Here is a 17,309-nt window from a genome sequence, read left to right on the forward strand (position 1 = left end):
CGCCGGATCGGCAATCGTGCAAAAGGGCGGCTCAGGCCGCCTTTTGTTTGCTTTAACGCCAACGTTCTGTTGTAAGCTGTAGCGACCTTTTCCCGCTGAGCCGAGCAACGCCATGACTCCCCTGCTGTTCCACAAATATCACGGTCTGGGCAACGACTACCTGGTCTGCCACCGTTCGGTCGCCGAACGTCTGAACCAGGAACAGATCCGCCTGCTGTGCCACCCGCATTACGGCATCGGTTCCGACGGCCTGCTGATCGACAGCGGCGACGCCGTCAATCCCACCCTGCGCATCATCAACCCGGACGGCTCCGAAGCGGAGAAAAGCGGCAACGGTCTGCGTATCTACGCGCGCTATCTGTTCGACAGCAAGCGCGTGGCGCATCAGCCGTTTCTGGTGCACACTGCCGGCGGCGACGTGCGTTGCCAGGTGGCGGAAGACGCGCATCAGATAACCGTGGAGATGGGGCGCGCCAATTTCAGCCCGGCGGCGCTGCCGGCGTTGATCGATCTGCCGGAGGCGCTGAACTATCCGCTGCCCCTGAGGGAGGCGACGTTAAGCGTTTCGCTGGTGTCGATGGGCAATCCGCACTGCGTGGTGCCGGTGGAAAAACTGGATCTGGCGCAGGTGCATCGGCTCGGACCGCAAATTGAACGCCATCCGCTGTTCCCGAAACGCACCAATGTACAACTGGTGGAAGTGGCCGATCGCCAGACGCTGCGCATCGGCATCTGGGAGCGCGGCGCCGGCTTTACCCTCGCCTCCGGCAGCAGCAGCTGCGCCGCCGCCAGCGTGATGCGCAAGTTGGGACGAGTCGACGATCGGGTTAGCGTGCGGATGCCGGGCGGCGAACTGCAGATCGCCTTCAGCGGCGATTTTCAGGTCAGCATGCGCGGACCGGTGCATAAAATCGCCACCCTGACGCTGGACGAAGATTGTTTTGCCGGCGGCGCGGAGCTGTTTACGGGATCCACCCCAGCAGCCTGAACCACAGATAATCCAACGGCACCAGCAGCGCAAAGCTGAGTGCAGCCAACAGCAGGCACAGCTTCAACCCTTCACGCGCCGGCACTTTGCCCATCCCCATCGCCACCACGATCGGCGAAGCCTGATACGGCAGCAGCGGCGTGGCATAGCCGATCACCTGGGTCATCAGCACCGTCAGCAGCGGCAGGCCGCTGCCCGCGGACAACGCCTGCGCCAGCGGAGTAAACAGCGCCGGCACGCCGTTGGCGGTCACCACGAAATTCAGCAACGCGGTGATCCCCACCAGCGAACCGAACGCAGCGAACGGTTTGCCATGCAGATCCGGCATCATCGCCAGCAGCGCACCGCCCAGCCGATCGCCGAGACCGGAGTGGCTGACCAGCGCGGTCAGCCCCAGGATCCCCGCCACGTAGATACAGGTGCGCACGTTAACCCCGGCGGCGAACTGCTCGCCGTTGAGAAAACCGATGCGCGGCAACAGGCAGAAGCAGGCTGCCGCCAACCCGATCCAGGCGGGGGCGATGCCGTGCCAGCTGTCGGTCATCCACAGCAGCACCGTAATGCCCAACAGTGCGATCAGCCGCCACTCGGCGGCGCTGAGCGGGGTTTGTGCCGCCTCGGCCGCCACCGGCTGCGGCCGCGCGCGGAACAGGCCGCAGATGCACAGCGTCAGCAGCGCGCCTTTAGCGATCCCGAGCACCGGGGCATGCAACAACAGGTAAGAAAGATAAGCGAAGTGGCTGCCGTAGGCGCTTTCCGCCGCGCCGCTCATCACCAGATTGGGCACGTTGGCCGGCAGGATGCTGGCGGAGAGCTGGAAGGTGCCGAACCCCACCGCCAGCGCCAAACCGATGCGGCCGCGCGAGCCTTCCGCCAGGCCGGCGCGATTGGCCAACGCCATGACGATAGGCATCAGCAGCGTAATTCGCCCCATGTTGGAGGGCATGACAAACGCCAACGCGTAGCTTATCGCCACCACGCCGCCCACCAGGCGGGGCCAGGAACCGGCCAGATGCGGCAAGAGTCGGTTGGCCAGGCGATCCGCCAAACCGGTGCTGCGGATGGCGGTGCCCAACACGAAGCCGCTGAGCACCAGCCAAAATGCGGAGGACGCGAAACCGGAAAAGGTCACCGCGGCGGGTGCCAGCTGCAATACCATCACCGCCGCAAAGAACAGCAGCGCGACCAAATACTCCGGCAGGCGGGCGCTGGCCCATAGCGCGATGACCACCAGCGTGACCAGCGCCATCGGATCCCCCAACATAGTTTCCTCCCTGATAAAACGTTGTGATTGTTATCAAACGGTTAACAGGGTGACACAAGGCGCGGGCGTTAACCTTGAAACCGCTCACATATCGTCGTTCTGCAGATTTTTCAGCATGCACACATTGCAGCCGTGGTGGCCGGTATTGCCGCGCCGTTCCGTCAACAGCGTGAACCCCAGCGCGTAGTACAACCCGATCGCCTCTTTCAACTGTTCGGTGGTTTCCAGGTAGCAGTAGCGATACCCCGCCGCCCGCGCCGCCTTCAGCGCCTGCACCACCATATGGCGCGCCATGCCCAGCCCGCGCGCGCCGGGTTTGAAAAACAGTTTTTGCAACTCGCAATAGCCGGGCTCTTCGCCGGCCAGCGGCGCCATGCCGACGCCCCCCACCACCTGCCCGCCGCGCTCCAGCACCCAGTAGTGGCCGCCGTTGTCGCGATACAGACCGGTCAGCCGATCGAGATCCGGATCGTGCAGGCTGACCCCTTCCATTTTGTCCATGCCGTACTCGCGAAACACGTCGCGAATGATCGCCGCCATCGCCGCATCGTCGCGCTCGACGATCGGCCGCACCCGCAGGTTGGCGTCGCGCTGTTTGCGCGCGCTGCGCAGCGCCGCGGTCATCTTTTTCATCGCCGCGGTAGTGCTCGCCAGCTCATCGTCGTCCAACTGCGCCAGCGCCGCCTGCATAAAACCGTCGGCGTCGCTCTCGATGCCGGCCAGCGTCTTGCCGCCCTGTTTACTCAACCGATGCAGGTTGTGCCGCTTGTCATCAGGATGATCCACCGTTTCTATCACGCCGGCGGCCACCAGGCTGCGCAGCGCCCGGCTGGCGCTGGCCTTGTCGATGCAAAGCCGGGCCGCCAGCTCGGTGACGCCCAGCGGCTGCTCGCTGACTTCGATCATCAGATGGATCTGCAGCGGCGAAAAGCGCGAGCCGTTGCTCTGCTTGTTCAACATGCCGAATTCTCTGACCAAACTGCGCGCCAATGCTCTGAAATCCCTGATGTTCACAATTGATATCCCCAATTAACTACCGATAAAAAATGAGATTTAGTTGATAGTGTTACCTAATTCTCACTACCTTAACGGATCATCAAGCCGCCATGAACCCCGGTATAACAGAGGAGCTGATGCAAAACGTTACATTACCCAATACAGTAAACTGATTAATTCAAAAAAATCAGAATAAAAATTCATTAATTTAATGTTGATAAAACAATAAACCAGTTAAAAAACATACAATCGTGAAAAAATCTGCGGTTAAGAGAAGAAATCGATATCAATCCATTGCATTACAATAGGTTACAACAATGTCAATAGCGGCATTAATGCCAATATCTTGTTGTAATTTGTTACATATTCATGGCAGGATCGCGACGCTTCCATAACGGCGACAACGCTCGTTATGGAAACATCGGGCGCGGGTTGCTCCCGCGCTGTTTTATGCTCATGGAGAGATCGCATGCCAATGAAAAAATCACTCGCCGTCTGTTCCGTCGCCCTTTCCGTCACTTTGCTGGCGGGCTGTGCGACCGAATCCTCCCGCTCTTTGGAAGTGCCGAAAGTGGCTTCCTACAACACCACTTATCAGGGCCCACGCAGCCCTATCGCCGTCGGTAAATTCGACAACCGCTCCAGCTACATGAATGGCATCTTCTCCGATGGCGTCGATCGGCTGGGCAATCAGTCCAAGACTATCCTGATCACGCATTTGCAGCAGACTGGCCGTTTCAACGTGCTGGACCGCGCCAACATGGAAGAGTTGAAAACTGAAGCCGGCTTTAAAGGGAAAGCACAAACGCTGAAAGGCGCCAACTATGTGATTACCGGCGATGTCACCGAATTCGGCCGCAAAGAAGTCGGCGATCATCAGCTGTGGGGTATTTTGGGCCGTGGTAAATCACAGGTCGCTTACGCCAAAGTCAATCTGAACGTCGTGAACGTACAGACTTCAGAAGTCGTCTATTCCTCTCAGGGCGCCGGTGAATACGAACTGTCCAATCGCGAAATCATCGGTTTCGGGGGCACCGCCAGCTACGACTCCACCCTTAACGGCAAGGTGCTGGATCTGGCCGTGCGTGAAGCCGTCAATAACCTGGTTACCGGTATCGAAAACGGCGCATGGCGCCCTGCTAACTAACGGACTAGAAGCAGAGAAAGATGATAACTAAAAAAATGGGCGGGGCGCTGTTTGCAGCGACCCTGTTGGCCGGCTGCGCCGCGCCGAAAACGCTTTACAATTGGGATGGCTACCAAACTTCTCTTTATCAATACTACCAGCAGGATGGGCAAAGCCCTGAGCAGCAGATCGCTACGCTGAAAGAGATCGTCGAGAAATCCCGCGCCAAGGATAAAGCCGTACCGCCGGGGCTGCATGCGCAACTGGGGCTGCTGTACAGCAAAACCGGCAACGACGGACAAGCCATGAGTGAATTCAACACGGAAAAAACGCTGTTCCCGGAATCGGCACCGTTTATGAATTTCCTGATGGCCAAGGATAAGGGGAGCTTTAAATGAAGCGTGTACTCACTTTCCTCAGCGTTACCGCCATCCTGTTGCTGAGCGGCTGTGCCAAGCAAACGCCTTATGACTATGCGGCATTCCATGAGAGCAAGCCGAAGTCGATCCTGGTCTTGCCGCCGATGAATCAGTCGCCGGATGTCAAAGCCAGCCACAGCGTGCTCGCCAGTGCAACCTTACCGCTGGCCGAGGCCGGTTACTATGTGATGCCGGTCGCTGTAGTGGAGGAAACCTTCCTGCAAAACGGTCTAACCAACGCCAACGACATCCGCGCCGTCAGTCCGAAAAAACTGCACCAGATTTTCGGCGCCGACACCGTGCTGTACCTGGATGTCACGCAATACGGTACCAGCTACATGGTGATCAGCAGCGAAACTCGCGTTACCGTAGCCGCTCGCCTGGTTGACCTGCGCAACGGCAAACAGCTGTGGGCCGGCACCGCCACCGCATCCAGCAACGAAGGCAACAACAATTCCGGTGGCCTGCTGGGCATGGTGATCAGCGCCGCGATTTCACAAATCGCGGATACCATCAGCGATAAAGGGTTCGACATTGGTGCCATCGCCAACACTCGCCTCCTGTCGGCAACAGGTCAGAACGGCGCCATTCTTTATGGCCCGCGCTCGCCTCATTACGCCAGCCAGCGTTAAGCAGTCTCTCGGGCGGCCTTCTCGGGCCGCCTATGCCAAACTTGTCCCTTTTGCCAAAAGTAGCCCATGCTTTAACTGCTTCTTTCCTTCTGGCTAACCGGGACGCTGGCTCATGACGAAAAAAACCACCCTGCTGCAATTCTTCCACTGGTACTACCCCGACGGCGGCAAACTGTGGCAGGAGGCCGCCGAGCGCGCCCCGCACCTGGCCGAACTGGGCATCACCGATCTGTGGCTGCCCCCCGCCTGCAAGGGCGCTTCCGGCGGCTACTCCGTCGGCTACGACACCTACGATCTGTTCGATCTGGGCGAATTTGACCAGAAAGGCAGCGTGGCCACCAAATACGGCGACAAGGCGGCGCTGGAACATGCCGCCACTACGCTGCGCGAACACGGCGTGGGGGTGATCTACGACGTGGTGTTCAACCACAAGCTCGGCGCGGACGAAAAAGAACGGGTACACGTGTTCAAGGTGGACGCCAACAACCGCAACGATATCGACGACCAGGGCTTCGACGCGCTGGCCTACACCCGCTTCACCTTTCCCGGTCGCCAGGGCGTGCATTCCGAGTTTATCTGGGATTACAAATGCTTCAGCGGCGTCGACTATGTTGAGCAGCCGGACGACAAAGGGGTGTTTAAAATCGCCAACGACTACGGCGACGACGGCTGGAACGATCAGGTCGACGACGAGAAAGGCAACTACGACTACCTGATGGGCGCCGACGTGGAGTTCCGCAACGCCGCGGTGACGGAGGAGCTCAAATACTGGGCGCGCTGGCTGCTGGACACGCTGCCGTGCGACGGCTTCCGCCTTGACGCCGCCAAACACATTCCCGCCTGGTTCTTCAAAGAGTGGGCGGATCACGTGCGCGGCAGCGCGCAGCGCGACCTGTTTATCGTTGCCGAATACTGGTCGCACGATCTCGGCGCGCTGCAACAATATATCGAGTTGGTGGACGGCAAGGTGATGCTGTTCGACGTGGCGCTGCACCTGAAGTTTCATCAGGCGTCGAAACAGGGCGACGGCTTCGACATGGCGCAGATCTTCACCGATACCCTGACCGCCGCCGATCCGGCCCACGCGGTGACGCTGGTCGCCAACCACGATACCCAGCCGCTGCAATCGCTGGAAGCGCCGGTGGAACCCTGGTTCAAACCGCTGGCCTATGCGCTGATCCTGCTGCGCGAACAGGGCGTACCCTGCGTGTTTTACCCCGACCTGTATGGCGCCAGCTACCGCGACAAGGGGCGCGACGGCGGCGAATACCAGATCGACATGCCGGCGATCCCGGAGCTGGAGAAACTGATCGCCGCCCGCCAGCGCTTCGCCAACGGCCCGCAAACCGACTACTTCGACGACAGCCACTGCGTGGCCTTCAGCCGCGCCGGCACCGCCGAGGCCCCCGGCTGCGTGGTGGTGCTGACCAACGGCGGCGAGAGCGGCAAGACGGTCGCGCTGGGCGCCGATTTGGCGCACACCGCCTGGCGCGATTTCCTCGGTAACCGCCAGGAGGAAATCACCACCGACGACCAGGGCAGCGCCCATTTCCCGGTTAACGCCGGCAGCGTCAGCGTCTGGGTGCCGACAGGCAGCCTGTGAACGCCCGCCGCCGCGCAATGATGCCGCGGCGGCAAAACTAATGTTTGCCTTTCGGGTCTAACTTACGCTATCAACTGCGCAAGCCATTCACACCGGAGCCTAAATAGGGTACAAGGCTGCATGAAAATTCCAAAACGACTCCAGCCGCTGGTGGATGACGGGTTAATCGACGACGTCATCCGCCGGTTGAAAAGCGGCAAAGAAGCCGACGTGTTTATCGTGCGCTGCGGCGATGAGATCCGCTGCGCCAAAGTGTACAAAGAGGCCGAGAAGCGCAACTTCAAGCAGGCCGTTCACTATCAGGAAGGGCGCAAGGTGCGCAACAGCCGCGACGCGCGCGCCATGAGCAAAGGCTCCAAATTCGGCCGCCAGCAGCAGGAAGAAGCCTGGCAAAACACCGAAGTGGACGCGCTGTATCTGCTGGCCAAGGCCGGGGTGCGGGTGCCGCAGCCGGATATCTGCCTGGACGGCGTGCTGCTGATGGAGCTGATTACCGACGAAGAAGGTCTGGTGGCGCCGCGCCTGAGCGATGTCATCCTGACGCCGGAACAGGCGCGCGCCGATCACGCCCTGATGATGAATTACGCGGTGCGCATGCTGTGCGCCGGGCTGGTGCACGGTGACCTGTCGGAATTCAACGTGCTGATGGATAAAGACGGGCCGGTGATCATCGATCTGCCGCAGGTGGTGGACGCCGCCGCCAACAATCACGCCAAAAGCATGTTCGAGCGCGATATCAACAATTTGGCGGAATATTATGGCCAATTCGCGCCGGAACTGCGCGACAGCCAATACGCCAAAGAGATTTGGGCGCTGTATCAGGAAGGCAATCTGACGCCGGACAGCGCCCTCAGCGGCCGGTTCAGCGAAATCCAGAAGCGCGCCGATGTCGGCTCGGTGCTGGAAGAGATCCAGGCCGCCAGCGAGGAACACCAGCGCCGCCTCATGGCGCGCAACGCGGAAGAGTAACGCGCCGCGCTATTCGACGCGAAACACCTCCGGCCGCTGCGGCGTCGCCGCCTCGTGATAGATATCCCCCAGATAGCCGGCGATCTCCTCTTCGCGCAGATCGGCCGGCAACACGATATCGTGGCTGGGGGCATATTTGCGCTCCGGCAGCGTCACGCGGAACAGCCGCCATTCGTCCCCGATGCGCTTCACGCCCAGCAGACGGCCGAACACGTTAAAAATCATCATCCGCCATTCCCCCTCTCGTCGCTTTCAGGCTATAACACTGTGATGCCGCCGCAGTGAAAAGGAAAGCGTATGAGTGAAAAAACGCCGCAGTTCTGGCGCGATCCGCAGTTGCCGTTCGTCGAAGCCCGCGCCATCGCGGATGGCCGCCAGGCGTGTTACAGCCTGCACAGCCACGAATTCTTTTCCATCGGTGCCATCACCGGCGGCGTCAGCACCTATGTCAACGGCGAGCGGCGCATGCAGGTTAGCGCCGGCGATCTGGTGATCATCAACCCGCAGCAGGCGCACGCCTGTAATCCGATCGCCGACCGCAATTGGTCGTACATCATGTTCTATCTCGATCTCGCCTGGATCGGCGCGCTGCAGCAGGAGCTGCTCGGCGGCGAAGGCGAGCGTTTTGTTCCGTTCAGCCAGCCGCTCAGTCGCGATCCGGCGCTGTTCCACGGCCTGAATCGCCTTTATGCGCTGCTGACGGATCCGCTGTGCAGCGCGCTGGAAAAACAGATCGCCATGGTGGAGTATTTCAGCGCCCTGCAGCTCGGGCTGGGCGATGTCCGCCAGCCGGAGACGCCGCCGCATAGCCGACTGGAAGCGGCGGCGGCGTTTATCGACGCGCACTGCACCCAGCCGCTGACGCTGGACGACATTTGTCGCGCCGCCGCGCTCTCCCCTTCTTACCTGATCCGCGCCTTCCGCCAGCGTTACGGCATGACGCCGCACGCCTATCTGATCAACCGCCGCGTGCAGCACGGCCATCGGTTATTGAGAAGCGGCCTGCCGATCGCCGCGGCCGCCAGCGAAAGCGGCTTTGCCGATCAGGCGCACTTTCAGCGCACCTTCAAACAGCTGTTGGCCGCCACGCCCGGCCAGTATCAAAAACCCTCCGCCAACAGATAACAAGCGCTGGCCGCCAGCAACGCCGCCATCGCGCGATTAAAGCGTTGTACGTTGCGCGCCTGCCTGAGCAGGCCGCGCAGCATCGCGCCGACATAGGCCCAGCAAGCTACCGAGGCATAGCAAATCACGAAGTAGAGCCCGGCGAACTGCCATAGCAACAGCATGTCGCCATCGCCGACAAAGGCGCCGAGGCTGGCCACCGACGCCAGCCATGCCTTGGGATTCAGCCATTGCATCAGCGCGCCGTACCAGCAGGAAGGCGCCTGCGCCGCGCCGTTGCCCAGCCTGCCGTCGTCAAACGCCAGCCGATAGGCCATAAACAGCAGAAAGGCCACGCCGGCCCACTGGATCAAGCGGGTCAGCCCCGGCCACAGGATCAGCAGCTGGTGCATGCCCAATCCCAGCAGCACCAGCAACAGGGTAAACCCCAGCGTGGCGCCGAACACATGGCGCTGGGTTGCGCCAAAGCCGAATTGCGCCCCGGCGCTCAATGCGACGATGTTGACCGGGCCGGGAGTGATGGAGGCCGCCAGCGCAAACGCGGCCATGGAAAGGTAGATATTCATGATGGACACCTGAGAAAATATTCACAGGCGCCAGAGTGCCGGGCCGCGCCGACCCGGTATTGAACAGAATTACCCTATTCGGTTTAGCGCACAGCGACGGCCCGGCGGCGCGGCAGCCCGAAGGTGTTGACCGCCATGCCGGCCAGCACCAGCAATGCGCCGCCGAACTGCGCCGGCGACAACGCTTCGTCCAGCAACAGCCAGGCGGCGAACAGCCCGACCAGCGGCACCAGCAGCGTCAGCGGCGCAACGCGCCAGGTTTCATAGCGCCCCAGCAGGCTGCCCCACACCGAATAACCGAACAGCGTGGCGGCGAACGCCAGATAGGCCACCGCCAGCCAGGTGCCAACCTGCACATGGCTCAGGCTGCTCAGCACCACCTCAGGGCCGTCGAACAGCCAGCTGCAGGCCAGGAACGGCACAACCGGGATCGGCGCGCTCCACACCACCAGCGATAAAATATTACGCTGCGGGAAACCGGCCAGGATCTTCTTGTTGGTCAGGTTACCCAGCGCCCAGGAAAACGCCGCCGCCAGCGTCAGCAGCAGGCCCGCCAGGGGGACCGCGCCGCTGCCCGGCTTATGCAGGCTGGCCTGCGCCAGCACCAGCATGCCGCCGCTGGCGATAGCGATGCCGACGAAATGGTTGACCCGCAGCTTTTCTCCCATCAGCACGACGCCCAACAGCAGGGTGAAGAACACCTGCGCCTGCAACACCAGCGAGGCCAGCCCCGCCGGCATGCCCACCTTGATGGCGACGAACAAAAACGCGAACTGCGCGAAGCTCATGGTCATGCCGTACAGCAACAGCCATTTCCACGGGATGGTCGGGCGCGGGATAAAGAAGATCGCCGGCAACGCCACCAGTAAAAAACGCATCCCGGCCAACAGGAACGGCGGCATCCCCTGCAGGCCGAACTTGATTACCACGAAATTCACGCCCCAGATCACCACCACCAACAGCGCCAACAGCCGATCGCGCAATGTCATCCTCGCCCCGCTTATCCCATTGAAAATTCGCTTTGCCTTGCAGGTTACAACCAAACCGGGCGTATGGACACCGGCACACGCCGGCGATTATTCAGGCATCAGGCCGATAAAGGTGGTCTTCTTGCGCGGGCCGGTCATCAGCGCTTCCAGCTTCGCCACGCACTGCAGGTAGTGCGGGGTCTGCTTGTGCGCCGCCACCGCCTGCTCGTCGCGATAGGCTTCATAGATGTAAAACCGCGTCGGGATCTGTTCATCCTGCAGCACGTCGAAGCGCAGGTTGCCCGGCTCTTCGATCGCGCCCAGGTGATTGGCGCGGAAAACATCGATAAATTCGTCAATTTTGTCTTGTTTAACGTTGATCTCAACCAATGTGACGTGCATGGCAACTCCTTGTTTAAACGGCGCGCCGTAACATGGCGCTTTCCAACCATAGGTTTATTCCCGTCGATTGCCCTGCCGCAACGGCAATTTTGCCGCCTGGCTCACAAATCGCGTCGGCGACGCCCACTCCTCCCCCGGCGGGGTAAGGCGGCGGCATCTATAGTTAACACTCCTCCCCCTGAGAGCATAGGCTATGGATAACTACTTGATGGCGCTGGACGCAGGAACGGGCAGCATTCGCGCGGTGATCTTCGATCTGGCGGGTAACCAGATCGCGCACGGCCAGGCGGAGTGGCAACACCTGGCGGTGCCGGGCGTGCCCGGCTCGATGGAGTTTGACCTCAGCCGCAACTGGCAGCTGGCCTGCCAGTGCATCCGCCAGGCGATGCAACGCGCAGGCTTGAGCGCTCAGGCGATCCGCGCGGTGGCCTGCTGCTCGATGCGTGAAGGCATCGTTCTGTACGACCGCAACGGCGTGCCGATCTGGGCCTGCGCCAACGTCGACGCACGCGCCAGCCACGAAGTCAGCGAGCTGAAAGAGCTGCACAACCACGGCTTCGAACGCGAGGTGTACCAGCACTCCGGCCAGACGCTGGCACTGAGCGCCATGCCGCGCCTGTTGTGGCTGGCGCACCATCGGCCGGACATCTACCGCCAGGCGGCGACGCTGACCATGATCAGCGACTGGCTGGCCAACATGCTGAGCGACGAACTGGCGGTCGATCCTTCCAACGCCGGCACCACCGGCATGCTGGATCTGACCAGCCGCGACTGGCGGCCGGCGTTGCTCGACATGGCCGGCCTGCGCGCCGATATTCTGTCGCCGGTGAAAGAGACCGGCAGCGTGCTGGGGCGCGTCACCGAACAGGCGGCGCAGGAGAGCGGGCTGCTGCGCGGCACCCCGGTGGTGATGGGCGGCGGCGACGTGCAGCTCGGCAGCCTGGGGCTCGGCATCGTGCGCGCCGGGCAGACGGCGGTGCTCGGCGGCACCTTCTGGCAGCAAATCGTCAACCTGCCGGAACCGGCCATCGATCCGGAGATGAACATCCGCATCAACCCCCACGTCATTCCCGGCATGGCGCAGGCGGAATCCATCAGCTTCTTTACCGGCCTGACCATGCGCTGGTTCCGCGACGCCTTCTGCGCGGAAGAAAAACTGCTGGCGGAGCGGCTGGGGGTCGACGCCTACAGCCTGCTGGAAGAGATGGCGGCCAGAGTACCGCCGGGCGCCTACGGCGTGATGCCGATTTTCTCCGACGCCATGCATTTCAAAACCTGGTATCACGCAGCGCCGTCGTTCATCAACATGTCGATCGACCCGGAGCGCTGCAACAAACAGACGCTGTTCCGTGCGCTGGAGGAGAATGCCGCCATCGTCTCCGCCTGCAATCTGGAACAGATCGCCGCCTTCTCCGGCGTGCAGGCCCGTTCGCTGGTGTTCGCCGGCGGCGGGGCCAAGGGCAAGCTGTGGAGCCAGATCCTCAGCGACGTCACCGGGCTGACGGTGCGGGTGCCGGTGGTGAAAGAGGCCACCGCGCTGGGCTGCGCGATCGCCGCCGGCGTCGGCGCCGGGCTGTACGAATCGCTGGCCGAAACCGGCGAGCGCCTGGTGCGCTGGGAGCGCGAGCATCAGCCGGACATGACCCACCACGCGCTGTATCAGGAACAGAAAGAAACCTGGCGGCGGGTCTACGCCGATCAGTTGACGCTGGTGGACAACGGCCTGACCACCTCGCTGTGGAAAGCGCCGGGGCTGTAAGCGCCACGCGGCATTCGGTCATAACCTTATGCCGTTTTATTCCTTTCCTCTCGGCGCGGCGCAAGCCGCGTTTTCACTCGCCGCCGCGATTGTTCCCCCTCAGAAACAGTGTAACCACCGCAGATGGATTTATCCGCGACTTGCACCTGCCGTAGATTGTGACTTCGGTCACACCGTGCCCCGCGCACGGCCTGCGCATTCACCTGAGACGAGCGGCATTATGCTGAATAATAAAGATAACCCTGCATCATCCCCGTGGCCGGCGATCTTCTCGCTGACGGTCGCCTGTTTTGTCATGGTCACCACCGAGTTTCTGCCGATCGGCCTGCTGACCAACATCGCCCCCTCGCTCGGCGTCAGCACCGGCACCGCCGGGCTGATGGTCACCATGCCCGGCATCGTGGCGGCGGTGGCCGCCCCCGCATTGAGCCTGATTTCCGGCCGTCTGGATCGGCGTTTACTGATGTTGGGGCTGTCGCTGTTGCTGATGGTGTCCAACCTGGTGGCGGCGCTGGCCGTCAACTTCCCGATGATGCTGCTGGGCCGCGTGCTGCTGGGCATCTGCGTCGGCGGTTTCTGGTCGTTCGCCGCCAACTACGGCCGCCATCTGGTGCCGGAAGCCAGCCAGGGCCGCGCCACCGCGCTGATCCTCAGCGGCATCTCGGTCGGCGCGGTGTGCGGCGTGCCGGCCGGGGCGCTGATCGGCGATCTGTTTGGCTGGCGCGCCGCCTTCTTCGGCGGTGCGGCATTGGCGGTCGGCGTACTGGCGGCGCAGCTGCGTTTGCTGACCTCGGTGCCGCCTTCCCGGCCGGTCACGCCGCGCGATCTGGTGCTGCCGCTGCGCCTGCCGATGGCGCGCATCGGCCTGATCGCCATCGTGCTGTTGTTCATCGGCCACTTCGCCGCCTACACCTATCTGCGGCCCCTGCTGCAGCAGGTGTTCGTGCTCAGCCCGTCGGCGATCTCGCTGCAGCTGTTGGCCTATGGCGCCATCGGCCTGCTGGGCACTTTCCTCGGCGAGCGTCTGGGGGAATACAGCCTGCGCGCCACCTTTATTCTGATCGCTGCCATGCTGGCGGGCATTTTGATCGTTTCGCCGCTGCTCAGCGGCCTCGCCGGCGCCACGCTGATGGTGCTGGTGTGGGGGCTGGCCTTTGGCGCCGTCCCGGTGTGCGCCACCAACTGGATGTTCGCCGCGGTGCCGCAGGCGCCGGAAGCCGGCCAGGCGCTGTTGGTGTGCGTCATCCAAATCGCGCTGGCCTCCGGCGCGCTGCTGGGCGGCGAGGTGGTGGACTGGCAGGGCGTCAGCAGCGCCATGCTGTTCGGCGGCGCGCTGATCCTCTCCGCCACGCTGGTGTTCGGCCTCAGCTTGCGCTCCGGCGCGATTGGCGCTAAACAGTGTTAATCATTATCTATCTGCAGAAACATGCCCCGGCCACCGCCGGGGCATGGCGTTGAGAACCTATGGACCATCATTTGCTCGCTATCCGGGTATTTAACCGCGTGGTGGAAACCGGCGGCTTTACCCGCGCCGCCGATTCGCTGGGCATGCCGAAAGCGACGGTCACCAAGCTGATCCAAAATCTGGAGGATCACCTGCAGACCAAGCTGTTTCAGCGCACCACTCGCAGCGTGTCGGTCACCCGCGAAGGCGAATGCTATTACCAAAATACGGTGAAATGGCTGGCGGATTTGGAGCAGATGGAGGGCTGCCTGACCGAGTCGCAAAGTTCTCCGCAGGGCGTGCTGCGCATCGACACCGGCAGCGGCACCGCTCGCCAACTGCTGTTGCCGGCGCTGCCCGGCTTTTTGGAACGCTACCCGCAAATCCAAATCGATCTCAGCATCGGCGATCGCGTTATCGATCTGATCAGCGACAGCGCCGACTGCGTGATCCGCAGCGGCCCATTGGCCGACTCCAGCCTGATCGCCCGGCGTCTGTTCGATCTGGACTGGGTCAGCTGCGCCACCCCGGCTTATCTGGCGCGCCACGGCGCCCCGCGCCACCCGTGCGATCTGGAACAGGGTTTTCCGATGGTGCACTACCGCCATCCGGTCAACGACCGCATCCATCCGCAACGCTATGTCGAACGCGGCAAAGAGATCGCCATCCAGCAGCGCTACCCGGTCAGCATCAATGAAGGCAACGCGCTGCTGGCGGCGAGCCTGGCCGGATTAGGCATCATCCAGATTTATCGGTTTATGGCGCAGCCGCACCTCGAGCGCGGCGAACTGGTCAGCCTGCTGCACGACTGGCAGCCGCCGCCGGAGCAGATGTACGTGGTCTACCCGTCCAATCGCCACCTCAGCGGCAAGCTGCGGGCGTTCATCGACTGGGCGGTGGAGACGTTTCATTAACCGATCGCCCCGGCTATAGTGGCTTCTCTTACGGACAATAAAAACGGGCAAACCATGCATATCGAACCGCTGCTTGCACATCGTCAGCGCATTGACGAACTGGCCGAATTACTGCATCAGGAATGGGGCGCCTTTGCGCAGTGGAGCAATCGCGACGCCATCAGCCGGCGGCTGGCTGAACGCTGTGCGCCCGAGAGCCAAGGCGTCGTGTTGCTGGCGCTGTCGCCGCAGCAACAGATCGTCGGCACCGCCAGTTTGACGCGGTATGAATTGACAGATAAACCGGAGCGCCAATACTGGCTGAGCGAAGTCTTTACCCACCCGCAGCACCGCGGCCAAGGCATTGCCCGCAACCTGATCGCGCGCTGCATCGAGCACGGCCTAACCCAGGGCATCAGCGAACTGTATCTGTATACGCCCGACCAGCAGACGCTGTATCAGAAACTCGGCTGGCGCCCTCTGGAGCAACGCCAGGTCGCCGGTGAAACCGTCACGGTGATGAGCCGCACGTTGTAGCCGCACGCACTGTGGTATTATTGGCCGCATATTGATTCCCGACGGACAACCACCATGGCCTATATCCCCAAAAACTATGCGAAGCTGGAAACCGGCTACCGCGAAAAAGCGCTGAAACTGTTCCCCTGGGTGTGTGGGCGCTGCTCACGCGAATTCGTTTATTCCAACCTGCGCGAGCTGACGGTGCACCATATCGATCACGATCACAGCAACAACCCGGAAGACGGCAGCAACTGGGAAATGCTGTGCCTGTATTGCCACGACCACGAACACTCGAAATACACCGAGGCCGATCAATACGGTTCGACGGTGGTGGCCGGTGAAGATGCGCAAAAAGATATCGGCGTCGCCACTCACAACCCGTTCGCCAACCTGAAGGCGATGATGAAGAAATAATGTCGACAACAGCTTAATGAGTCACTAACTTATTAAGCTGTTAAATTAATAAACCCCCCCTCCGCATCGCCACTTCCCAGAGAATTCCTACTTACCCATCCGGGCCATCCAGAGCAAAATAAGCTGCACAGTTAACGACATACTGGCTTGGCAAGCCGCCGCAGTTGGTGCATATTGTTCGCGAGTTGTTCTTGTTAACCTGTTTGATTATCAACCTAATAAGCACATTAACTTAATAAGTTACCTGCTTAATAACTTGAGAGATGGCAGCATGATTGTTCTGATTGGCTCGCAAAAAGGCGGTGTCGGCAAGTCGACGAAAGCGGTGAATATCGCCGGGTATCTGATTCTTAAGCAAGGCAAGACGGCGATCATCGTCGATGCCGACGACCAGAAATCGATCATGACCTGGTACAACGACCGTCAGAACGTCGAGGGGCTGCCGCACATTCCGGTGGTGGCCGCGTCGGGCAAAATCAAGGAAACGCTGCTGGAGCTCGATCGCCATTACGACTACGTGATCGTCGACACCGCCGGCCGCGACAGCGCCGAACTGCGCTCCGGCCTGCTGGCCGCCGATCTGTTCCTCTCGCCGCTGCGCCCTTCGCAGATGGATCTCGACACCATCGGCTACCTGTCGGAGATGTTCTCCACCGCGCAGGAATACAACGAGAAGGTCAAAGGTTACATTGTGCTGAACATGTGCCCGACCAATATCTTCATTAATGAAGCCAACGAAGCGGCGCAGGTGCTGAGCGAATACCCGGAATTCACCCTGGTGAGCCACCGCCTGTGCGATCGCAAAATTTACCGCGACGCCTGGGGCGAAGCCATCACCGTGCATGAGGCGAACAACGAAAAGGCGCAGGCCGAGATCGAATGCCTGGTGAAAGAGGTGATCCTGTGAAGAAGCGCACCCCCACCCACCGCATGTCGGAAGACGAATTCATCAACAGCGCCACCTCGCATACGTTGCCGGTTGCGGCGCCCGCGCCGGAAGCCAAGCCGGCCGGCCGCAAGCGCACCTATAAGGCGATTTCCGTCAGCCTGACGGACAACCACATCGAAGCCATCGATGAGGTGATCGTGCAGGCGGCGCGCAACGGCATCGTGCGCATCACCCGCTCCGACATCATCAAGCTCGCCATCGACGGGCTGGCGGAGAAAAGCGAAACGCAGCTGCTGGCATTGCTGAAAAAACTCTGACCGCACGGCAGCCGCC

20 protein-coding genes are annotated in these 17,309 nt (G+C 61.4%); 14 read left to right on the plus strand and 6 right to left on the minus strand.

Annotated elements, in window-relative coordinates; genetic code table 11:
• Positions 1-112 precede the first annotated feature (112 nt).
• Complete coding sequence (dapF, locus tag ACMGGK_RS16680; protein ID WP_420277042.1) at positions 113-988, plus strand: diaminopimelate epimerase; 876 nt, start codon at positions 113-115, stop codon at positions 986-988.
• On the opposite strand, the gene ACMGGK_RS16685 is transcribed toward dapF, so the two are convergent.
• Together ACMGGK_RS16685 and ACMGGK_RS16690 are read right to left on the minus strand one after the other, a co-directional pair.
• The gene (locus tag ACMGGK_RS16685) at positions 963-2,252 is read right to left on the minus strand and encodes an SLC13 family permease (protein WP_420277043.1); all 1,290 of its coding nucleotides are present in this window, start codon (positions 2,250-2,252) and stop codon (positions 963-965) included. The genes dapF and ACMGGK_RS16685 overlap by 26 nt on opposite strands.
• A gap of 84 nt (positions 2,253-2,336) precedes the next feature.
• Complete coding sequence (locus ACMGGK_RS16690) at positions 2,337-3,242, minus strand: bifunctional helix-turn-helix transcriptional regulator/GNAT family N-acetyltransferase (protein ID WP_016928604.1); 906 nt, start codon at positions 3,240-3,242, stop codon at positions 2,337-2,339.
• Positions 3,243-3,723: 481 nt separating this feature from the next.
• Here ACMGGK_RS16690 and ACMGGK_RS16695 point away from each other — a divergent pair, with 481 nt between their 5' ends.
• The 5 genes from ACMGGK_RS16695 (at position 3,724) to ACMGGK_RS16715 (ending at position 7,997) form a co-directional block, all read left to right on the plus strand.
• A complete protein-coding gene (locus tag ACMGGK_RS16695) occupies positions 3,724-4,395 on the plus strand; it encodes a CsgG/HfaB family protein (RefSeq protein ID WP_164053570.1) in 672 nt (223 codons plus the stop codon).
• A gap of 20 nt (positions 4,396-4,415) precedes the next feature.
• On the plus strand, positions 4,416-4,772 hold the full coding sequence (locus ACMGGK_RS16700) for a DUF4810 domain-containing protein (RefSeq protein WP_016928606.1): 357 nt from the start codon (positions 4,416-4,418) through the stop codon (positions 4,770-4,772).
• Positions 4,769-5,425 (plus strand): DUF799 domain-containing protein, encoded by a 657-nt coding sequence (locus tag ACMGGK_RS16705; protein WP_016928607.1) that lies wholly within the window; start codon positions 4,769-4,771, stop codon positions 5,423-5,425. Before ACMGGK_RS16700 ends, ACMGGK_RS16705 begins: the two co-directional genes overlap by 4 nt.
• A 112-nt stretch (positions 5,426-5,537) precedes the next feature.
• Positions 5,538-7,028 (plus strand): alpha-amylase, encoded by a 1,491-nt coding sequence (amyA, locus tag ACMGGK_RS16710; protein ID WP_016928608.1) that lies wholly within the window; start codon positions 5,538-5,540, stop codon positions 7,026-7,028.
• 120 nt (positions 7,029-7,148) lie between these two features.
• Positions 7,149-7,997, plus strand: a complete 849-nt coding sequence (locus tag ACMGGK_RS16715; RefSeq protein ID WP_016928609.1) for a PA4780 family RIO1-like protein kinase — start codon at positions 7,149-7,151, stop codon at positions 7,995-7,997.
• Positions 7,998-8,006: 9 nt separating this feature from the next.
• Here ACMGGK_RS16715 and ACMGGK_RS16720 read toward each other — a convergent pair whose 3' ends face one another.
• A complete protein-coding gene (locus ACMGGK_RS16720; protein ID WP_016928610.1) occupies positions 8,007-8,225 on the minus strand; it encodes a DUF7661 family protein in 219 nt (72 codons plus the stop codon).
• Positions 8,226-8,294: 69 nt separating this feature from the next.
• Here ACMGGK_RS16720 and ACMGGK_RS16725 point away from each other — a divergent pair, with 69 nt between their 5' ends.
• Positions 8,295-9,122, plus strand: coding sequence for a helix-turn-helix transcriptional regulator (locus ACMGGK_RS16725; protein ID WP_164053566.1), 828 nt, complete (start codon positions 8,295-8,297; stop codon positions 9,120-9,122).
• Here ACMGGK_RS16725 and ACMGGK_RS16730 read toward each other — a convergent pair.
• The 3 genes from ACMGGK_RS16730 to lsrG all read right to left on the minus strand — a co-directional run bounded on the left by ACMGGK_RS16730 (position 9,098) and on the right by lsrG (position 11,058).
• On the minus strand, positions 9,098-9,688 hold the full coding sequence (locus ACMGGK_RS16730) for a LysE family translocator (protein WP_033640997.1): 591 nt from the start codon (positions 9,686-9,688) through the stop codon (positions 9,098-9,100). The two genes, ACMGGK_RS16725 and ACMGGK_RS16730, sit on opposite strands and share 25 nt — an antisense overlap.
• 83 nt (positions 9,689-9,771) lie before the next feature.
• On the minus strand, positions 9,772-10,677 hold the full coding sequence (locus ACMGGK_RS16735; protein ID WP_004939557.1) for an O-acetylserine/cysteine exporter: 906 nt from the start codon (positions 10,675-10,677) through the stop codon (positions 9,772-9,774).
• An 87-nt stretch (positions 10,678-10,764) separates the two neighbouring features.
• A complete protein-coding gene (lsrG, locus tag ACMGGK_RS16740) occupies positions 10,765-11,058 on the minus strand; it encodes a (4S)-4-hydroxy-5-phosphonooxypentane-2,3-dione isomerase (RefSeq protein WP_033640998.1) in 294 nt (97 codons plus the stop codon).
• 193 nt (positions 11,059-11,251) lie between these two features.
• Here lsrG and lsrK point away from each other — a divergent pair, with 193 nt between their 5' ends.
• The 7 genes from lsrK to ACMGGK_RS16775 all read left to right on the plus strand — a co-directional run bounded on the left by lsrK (position 11,252) and on the right by ACMGGK_RS16775 (position 17,293).
• Positions 11,252-12,817 (plus strand): autoinducer-2 kinase, encoded by a 1,566-nt coding sequence (lsrK, locus tag ACMGGK_RS16745; RefSeq protein ID WP_420277044.1) that lies wholly within the window; start codon positions 11,252-11,254, stop codon positions 12,815-12,817.
• 220 nt (positions 12,818-13,037) lie between these two features.
• Positions 13,038-14,222 carry an MFS transporter gene (locus tag ACMGGK_RS16750; RefSeq protein WP_016928616.1) on the plus strand — a complete coding sequence of 395 codons (1,185 nt, stop codon included), beginning with the start codon at positions 13,038-13,040 and terminating at the stop codon, positions 14,220-14,222.
• A gap of 59 nt (positions 14,223-14,281) precedes the next feature.
• Positions 14,282-15,175, plus strand: a complete 894-nt coding sequence (locus ACMGGK_RS16755; protein ID WP_016928617.1) for a LysR family transcriptional regulator — start codon at positions 14,282-14,284, stop codon at positions 15,173-15,175.
• A gap of 54 nt (positions 15,176-15,229) precedes the next feature.
• Entirely contained in the window at positions 15,230-15,691 is a 462-nt protein-coding gene (locus tag ACMGGK_RS16760; RefSeq protein ID WP_049299482.1) for a GNAT family N-acetyltransferase, read from the plus strand.
• A gap of 54 nt (positions 15,692-15,745) precedes the next feature.
• Complete coding sequence (gene yajD, locus ACMGGK_RS16765; protein ID WP_004939576.1) at positions 15,746-16,087, plus strand: HNH nuclease YajD; 342 nt, start codon at positions 15,746-15,748, stop codon at positions 16,085-16,087.
• A gap of 271 nt (positions 16,088-16,358) precedes the next feature.
• Positions 16,359-16,994 carry an AAA family ATPase gene (locus ACMGGK_RS16770; RefSeq protein WP_015377071.1) on the plus strand — a complete coding sequence of 212 codons (636 nt, stop codon included), beginning with the start codon at positions 16,359-16,361 and terminating at the stop codon, positions 16,992-16,994.
• Positions 16,991-17,293: a hypothetical protein gene (locus ACMGGK_RS16775; RefSeq protein ID WP_004939584.1), complete on the plus strand. Its 303-nt coding sequence runs from the start codon at positions 16,991-16,993 to the stop codon at positions 17,291-17,293. Before ACMGGK_RS16770 ends, ACMGGK_RS16775 begins: the two co-directional genes overlap by 4 nt.
• The last annotated feature ends 16 nt before the right edge of the window (positions 17,294-17,309 follow it).

This window comes from Serratia sp. BNK-33-b (assembly GCF_048684565.1).
In the GTDB taxonomy this organism is placed as follows: domain Bacteria; phylum Pseudomonadota; class Gammaproteobacteria; order Enterobacterales; family Enterobacteriaceae; genus Serratia; species Serratia marcescens.

Bases quoted from the DNA above. Each gene is read 5' to 3' on its own strand.
- ACMGGK_RS16715 (WP_016928609.1), top strand. From the start codon at position 7,149: ATGAAAATTCCAAAACGACTCCAGCCGCTGGTGGATGACGGGTTAATC.
- ACMGGK_RS16720 (WP_016928610.1), bottom strand. From the start codon at position 8,225: ATGATGATTTTTAACGTGTTCGGCCGTCTGCTGGGCGTGAAGCGCATC.
- ACMGGK_RS16700 (WP_016928606.1), top strand. From the start codon at position 4,416: ATGATAACTAAAAAAATGGGCGGGGCGCTGTTTGCAGCGACCCTGTTG.
- dapF (WP_420277042.1), top strand. From the start codon at position 113: ATGACTCCCCTGCTGTTCCACAAATATCACGGTCTGGGCAACGACTAC.
- lsrG (WP_033640998.1), bottom strand. From the start codon at position 11,058: ATGCACGTCACATTGGTTGAGATCAACGTTAAACAAGACAAAATTGAC.
- ACMGGK_RS16705 (WP_016928607.1), top strand. From the start codon at position 4,769: ATGAAGCGTGTACTCACTTTCCTCAGCGTTACCGCCATCCTGTTGCTG.
- ACMGGK_RS16695 (WP_164053570.1), top strand. From the start codon at position 3,724: ATGAAAAAATCACTCGCCGTCTGTTCCGTCGCCCTTTCCGTCACTTTG.
- ACMGGK_RS16685 (WP_420277043.1), bottom strand. From the start codon at position 2,252: ATGTTGGGGGATCCGATGGCGCTGGTCACGCTGGTGGTCATCGCGCTA.
- ACMGGK_RS16755 (WP_016928617.1), top strand. From the start codon at position 14,282: ATGGACCATCATTTGCTCGCTATCCGGGTATTTAACCGCGTGGTGGAA.
- ACMGGK_RS16760 (WP_049299482.1), top strand. From the start codon at position 15,230: ATGCATATCGAACCGCTGCTTGCACATCGTCAGCGCATTGACGAACTG.
- ACMGGK_RS16735 (WP_004939557.1), bottom strand. From the start codon at position 10,677: ATGACATTGCGCGATCGGCTGTTGGCGCTGTTGGTGGTGGTGATCTGG.
- ACMGGK_RS16770 (WP_015377071.1), top strand. From the start codon at position 16,359: ATGATTGTTCTGATTGGCTCGCAAAAAGGCGGTGTCGGCAAGTCGACG.
- ACMGGK_RS16750 (WP_016928616.1), top strand. From the start codon at position 13,038: ATGCTGAATAATAAAGATAACCCTGCATCATCCCCGTGGCCGGCGATC.
- lsrK (WP_420277044.1), top strand. From the start codon at position 11,252: ATGGATAACTACTTGATGGCGCTGGACGCAGGAACGGGCAGCATTCGC.
- ACMGGK_RS16730 (WP_033640997.1), bottom strand. From the start codon at position 9,688: ATGAATATCTACCTTTCCATGGCCGCGTTTGCGCTGGCGGCCTCCATC.
- yajD (WP_004939576.1), top strand. From the start codon at position 15,746: ATGGCCTATATCCCCAAAAACTATGCGAAGCTGGAAACCGGCTACCGC.
- ACMGGK_RS16725 (WP_164053566.1), top strand. From the start codon at position 8,295: ATGAGTGAAAAAACGCCGCAGTTCTGGCGCGATCCGCAGTTGCCGTTC.
- amyA (WP_016928608.1), top strand. From the start codon at position 5,538: ATGACGAAAAAAACCACCCTGCTGCAATTCTTCCACTGGTACTACCCC.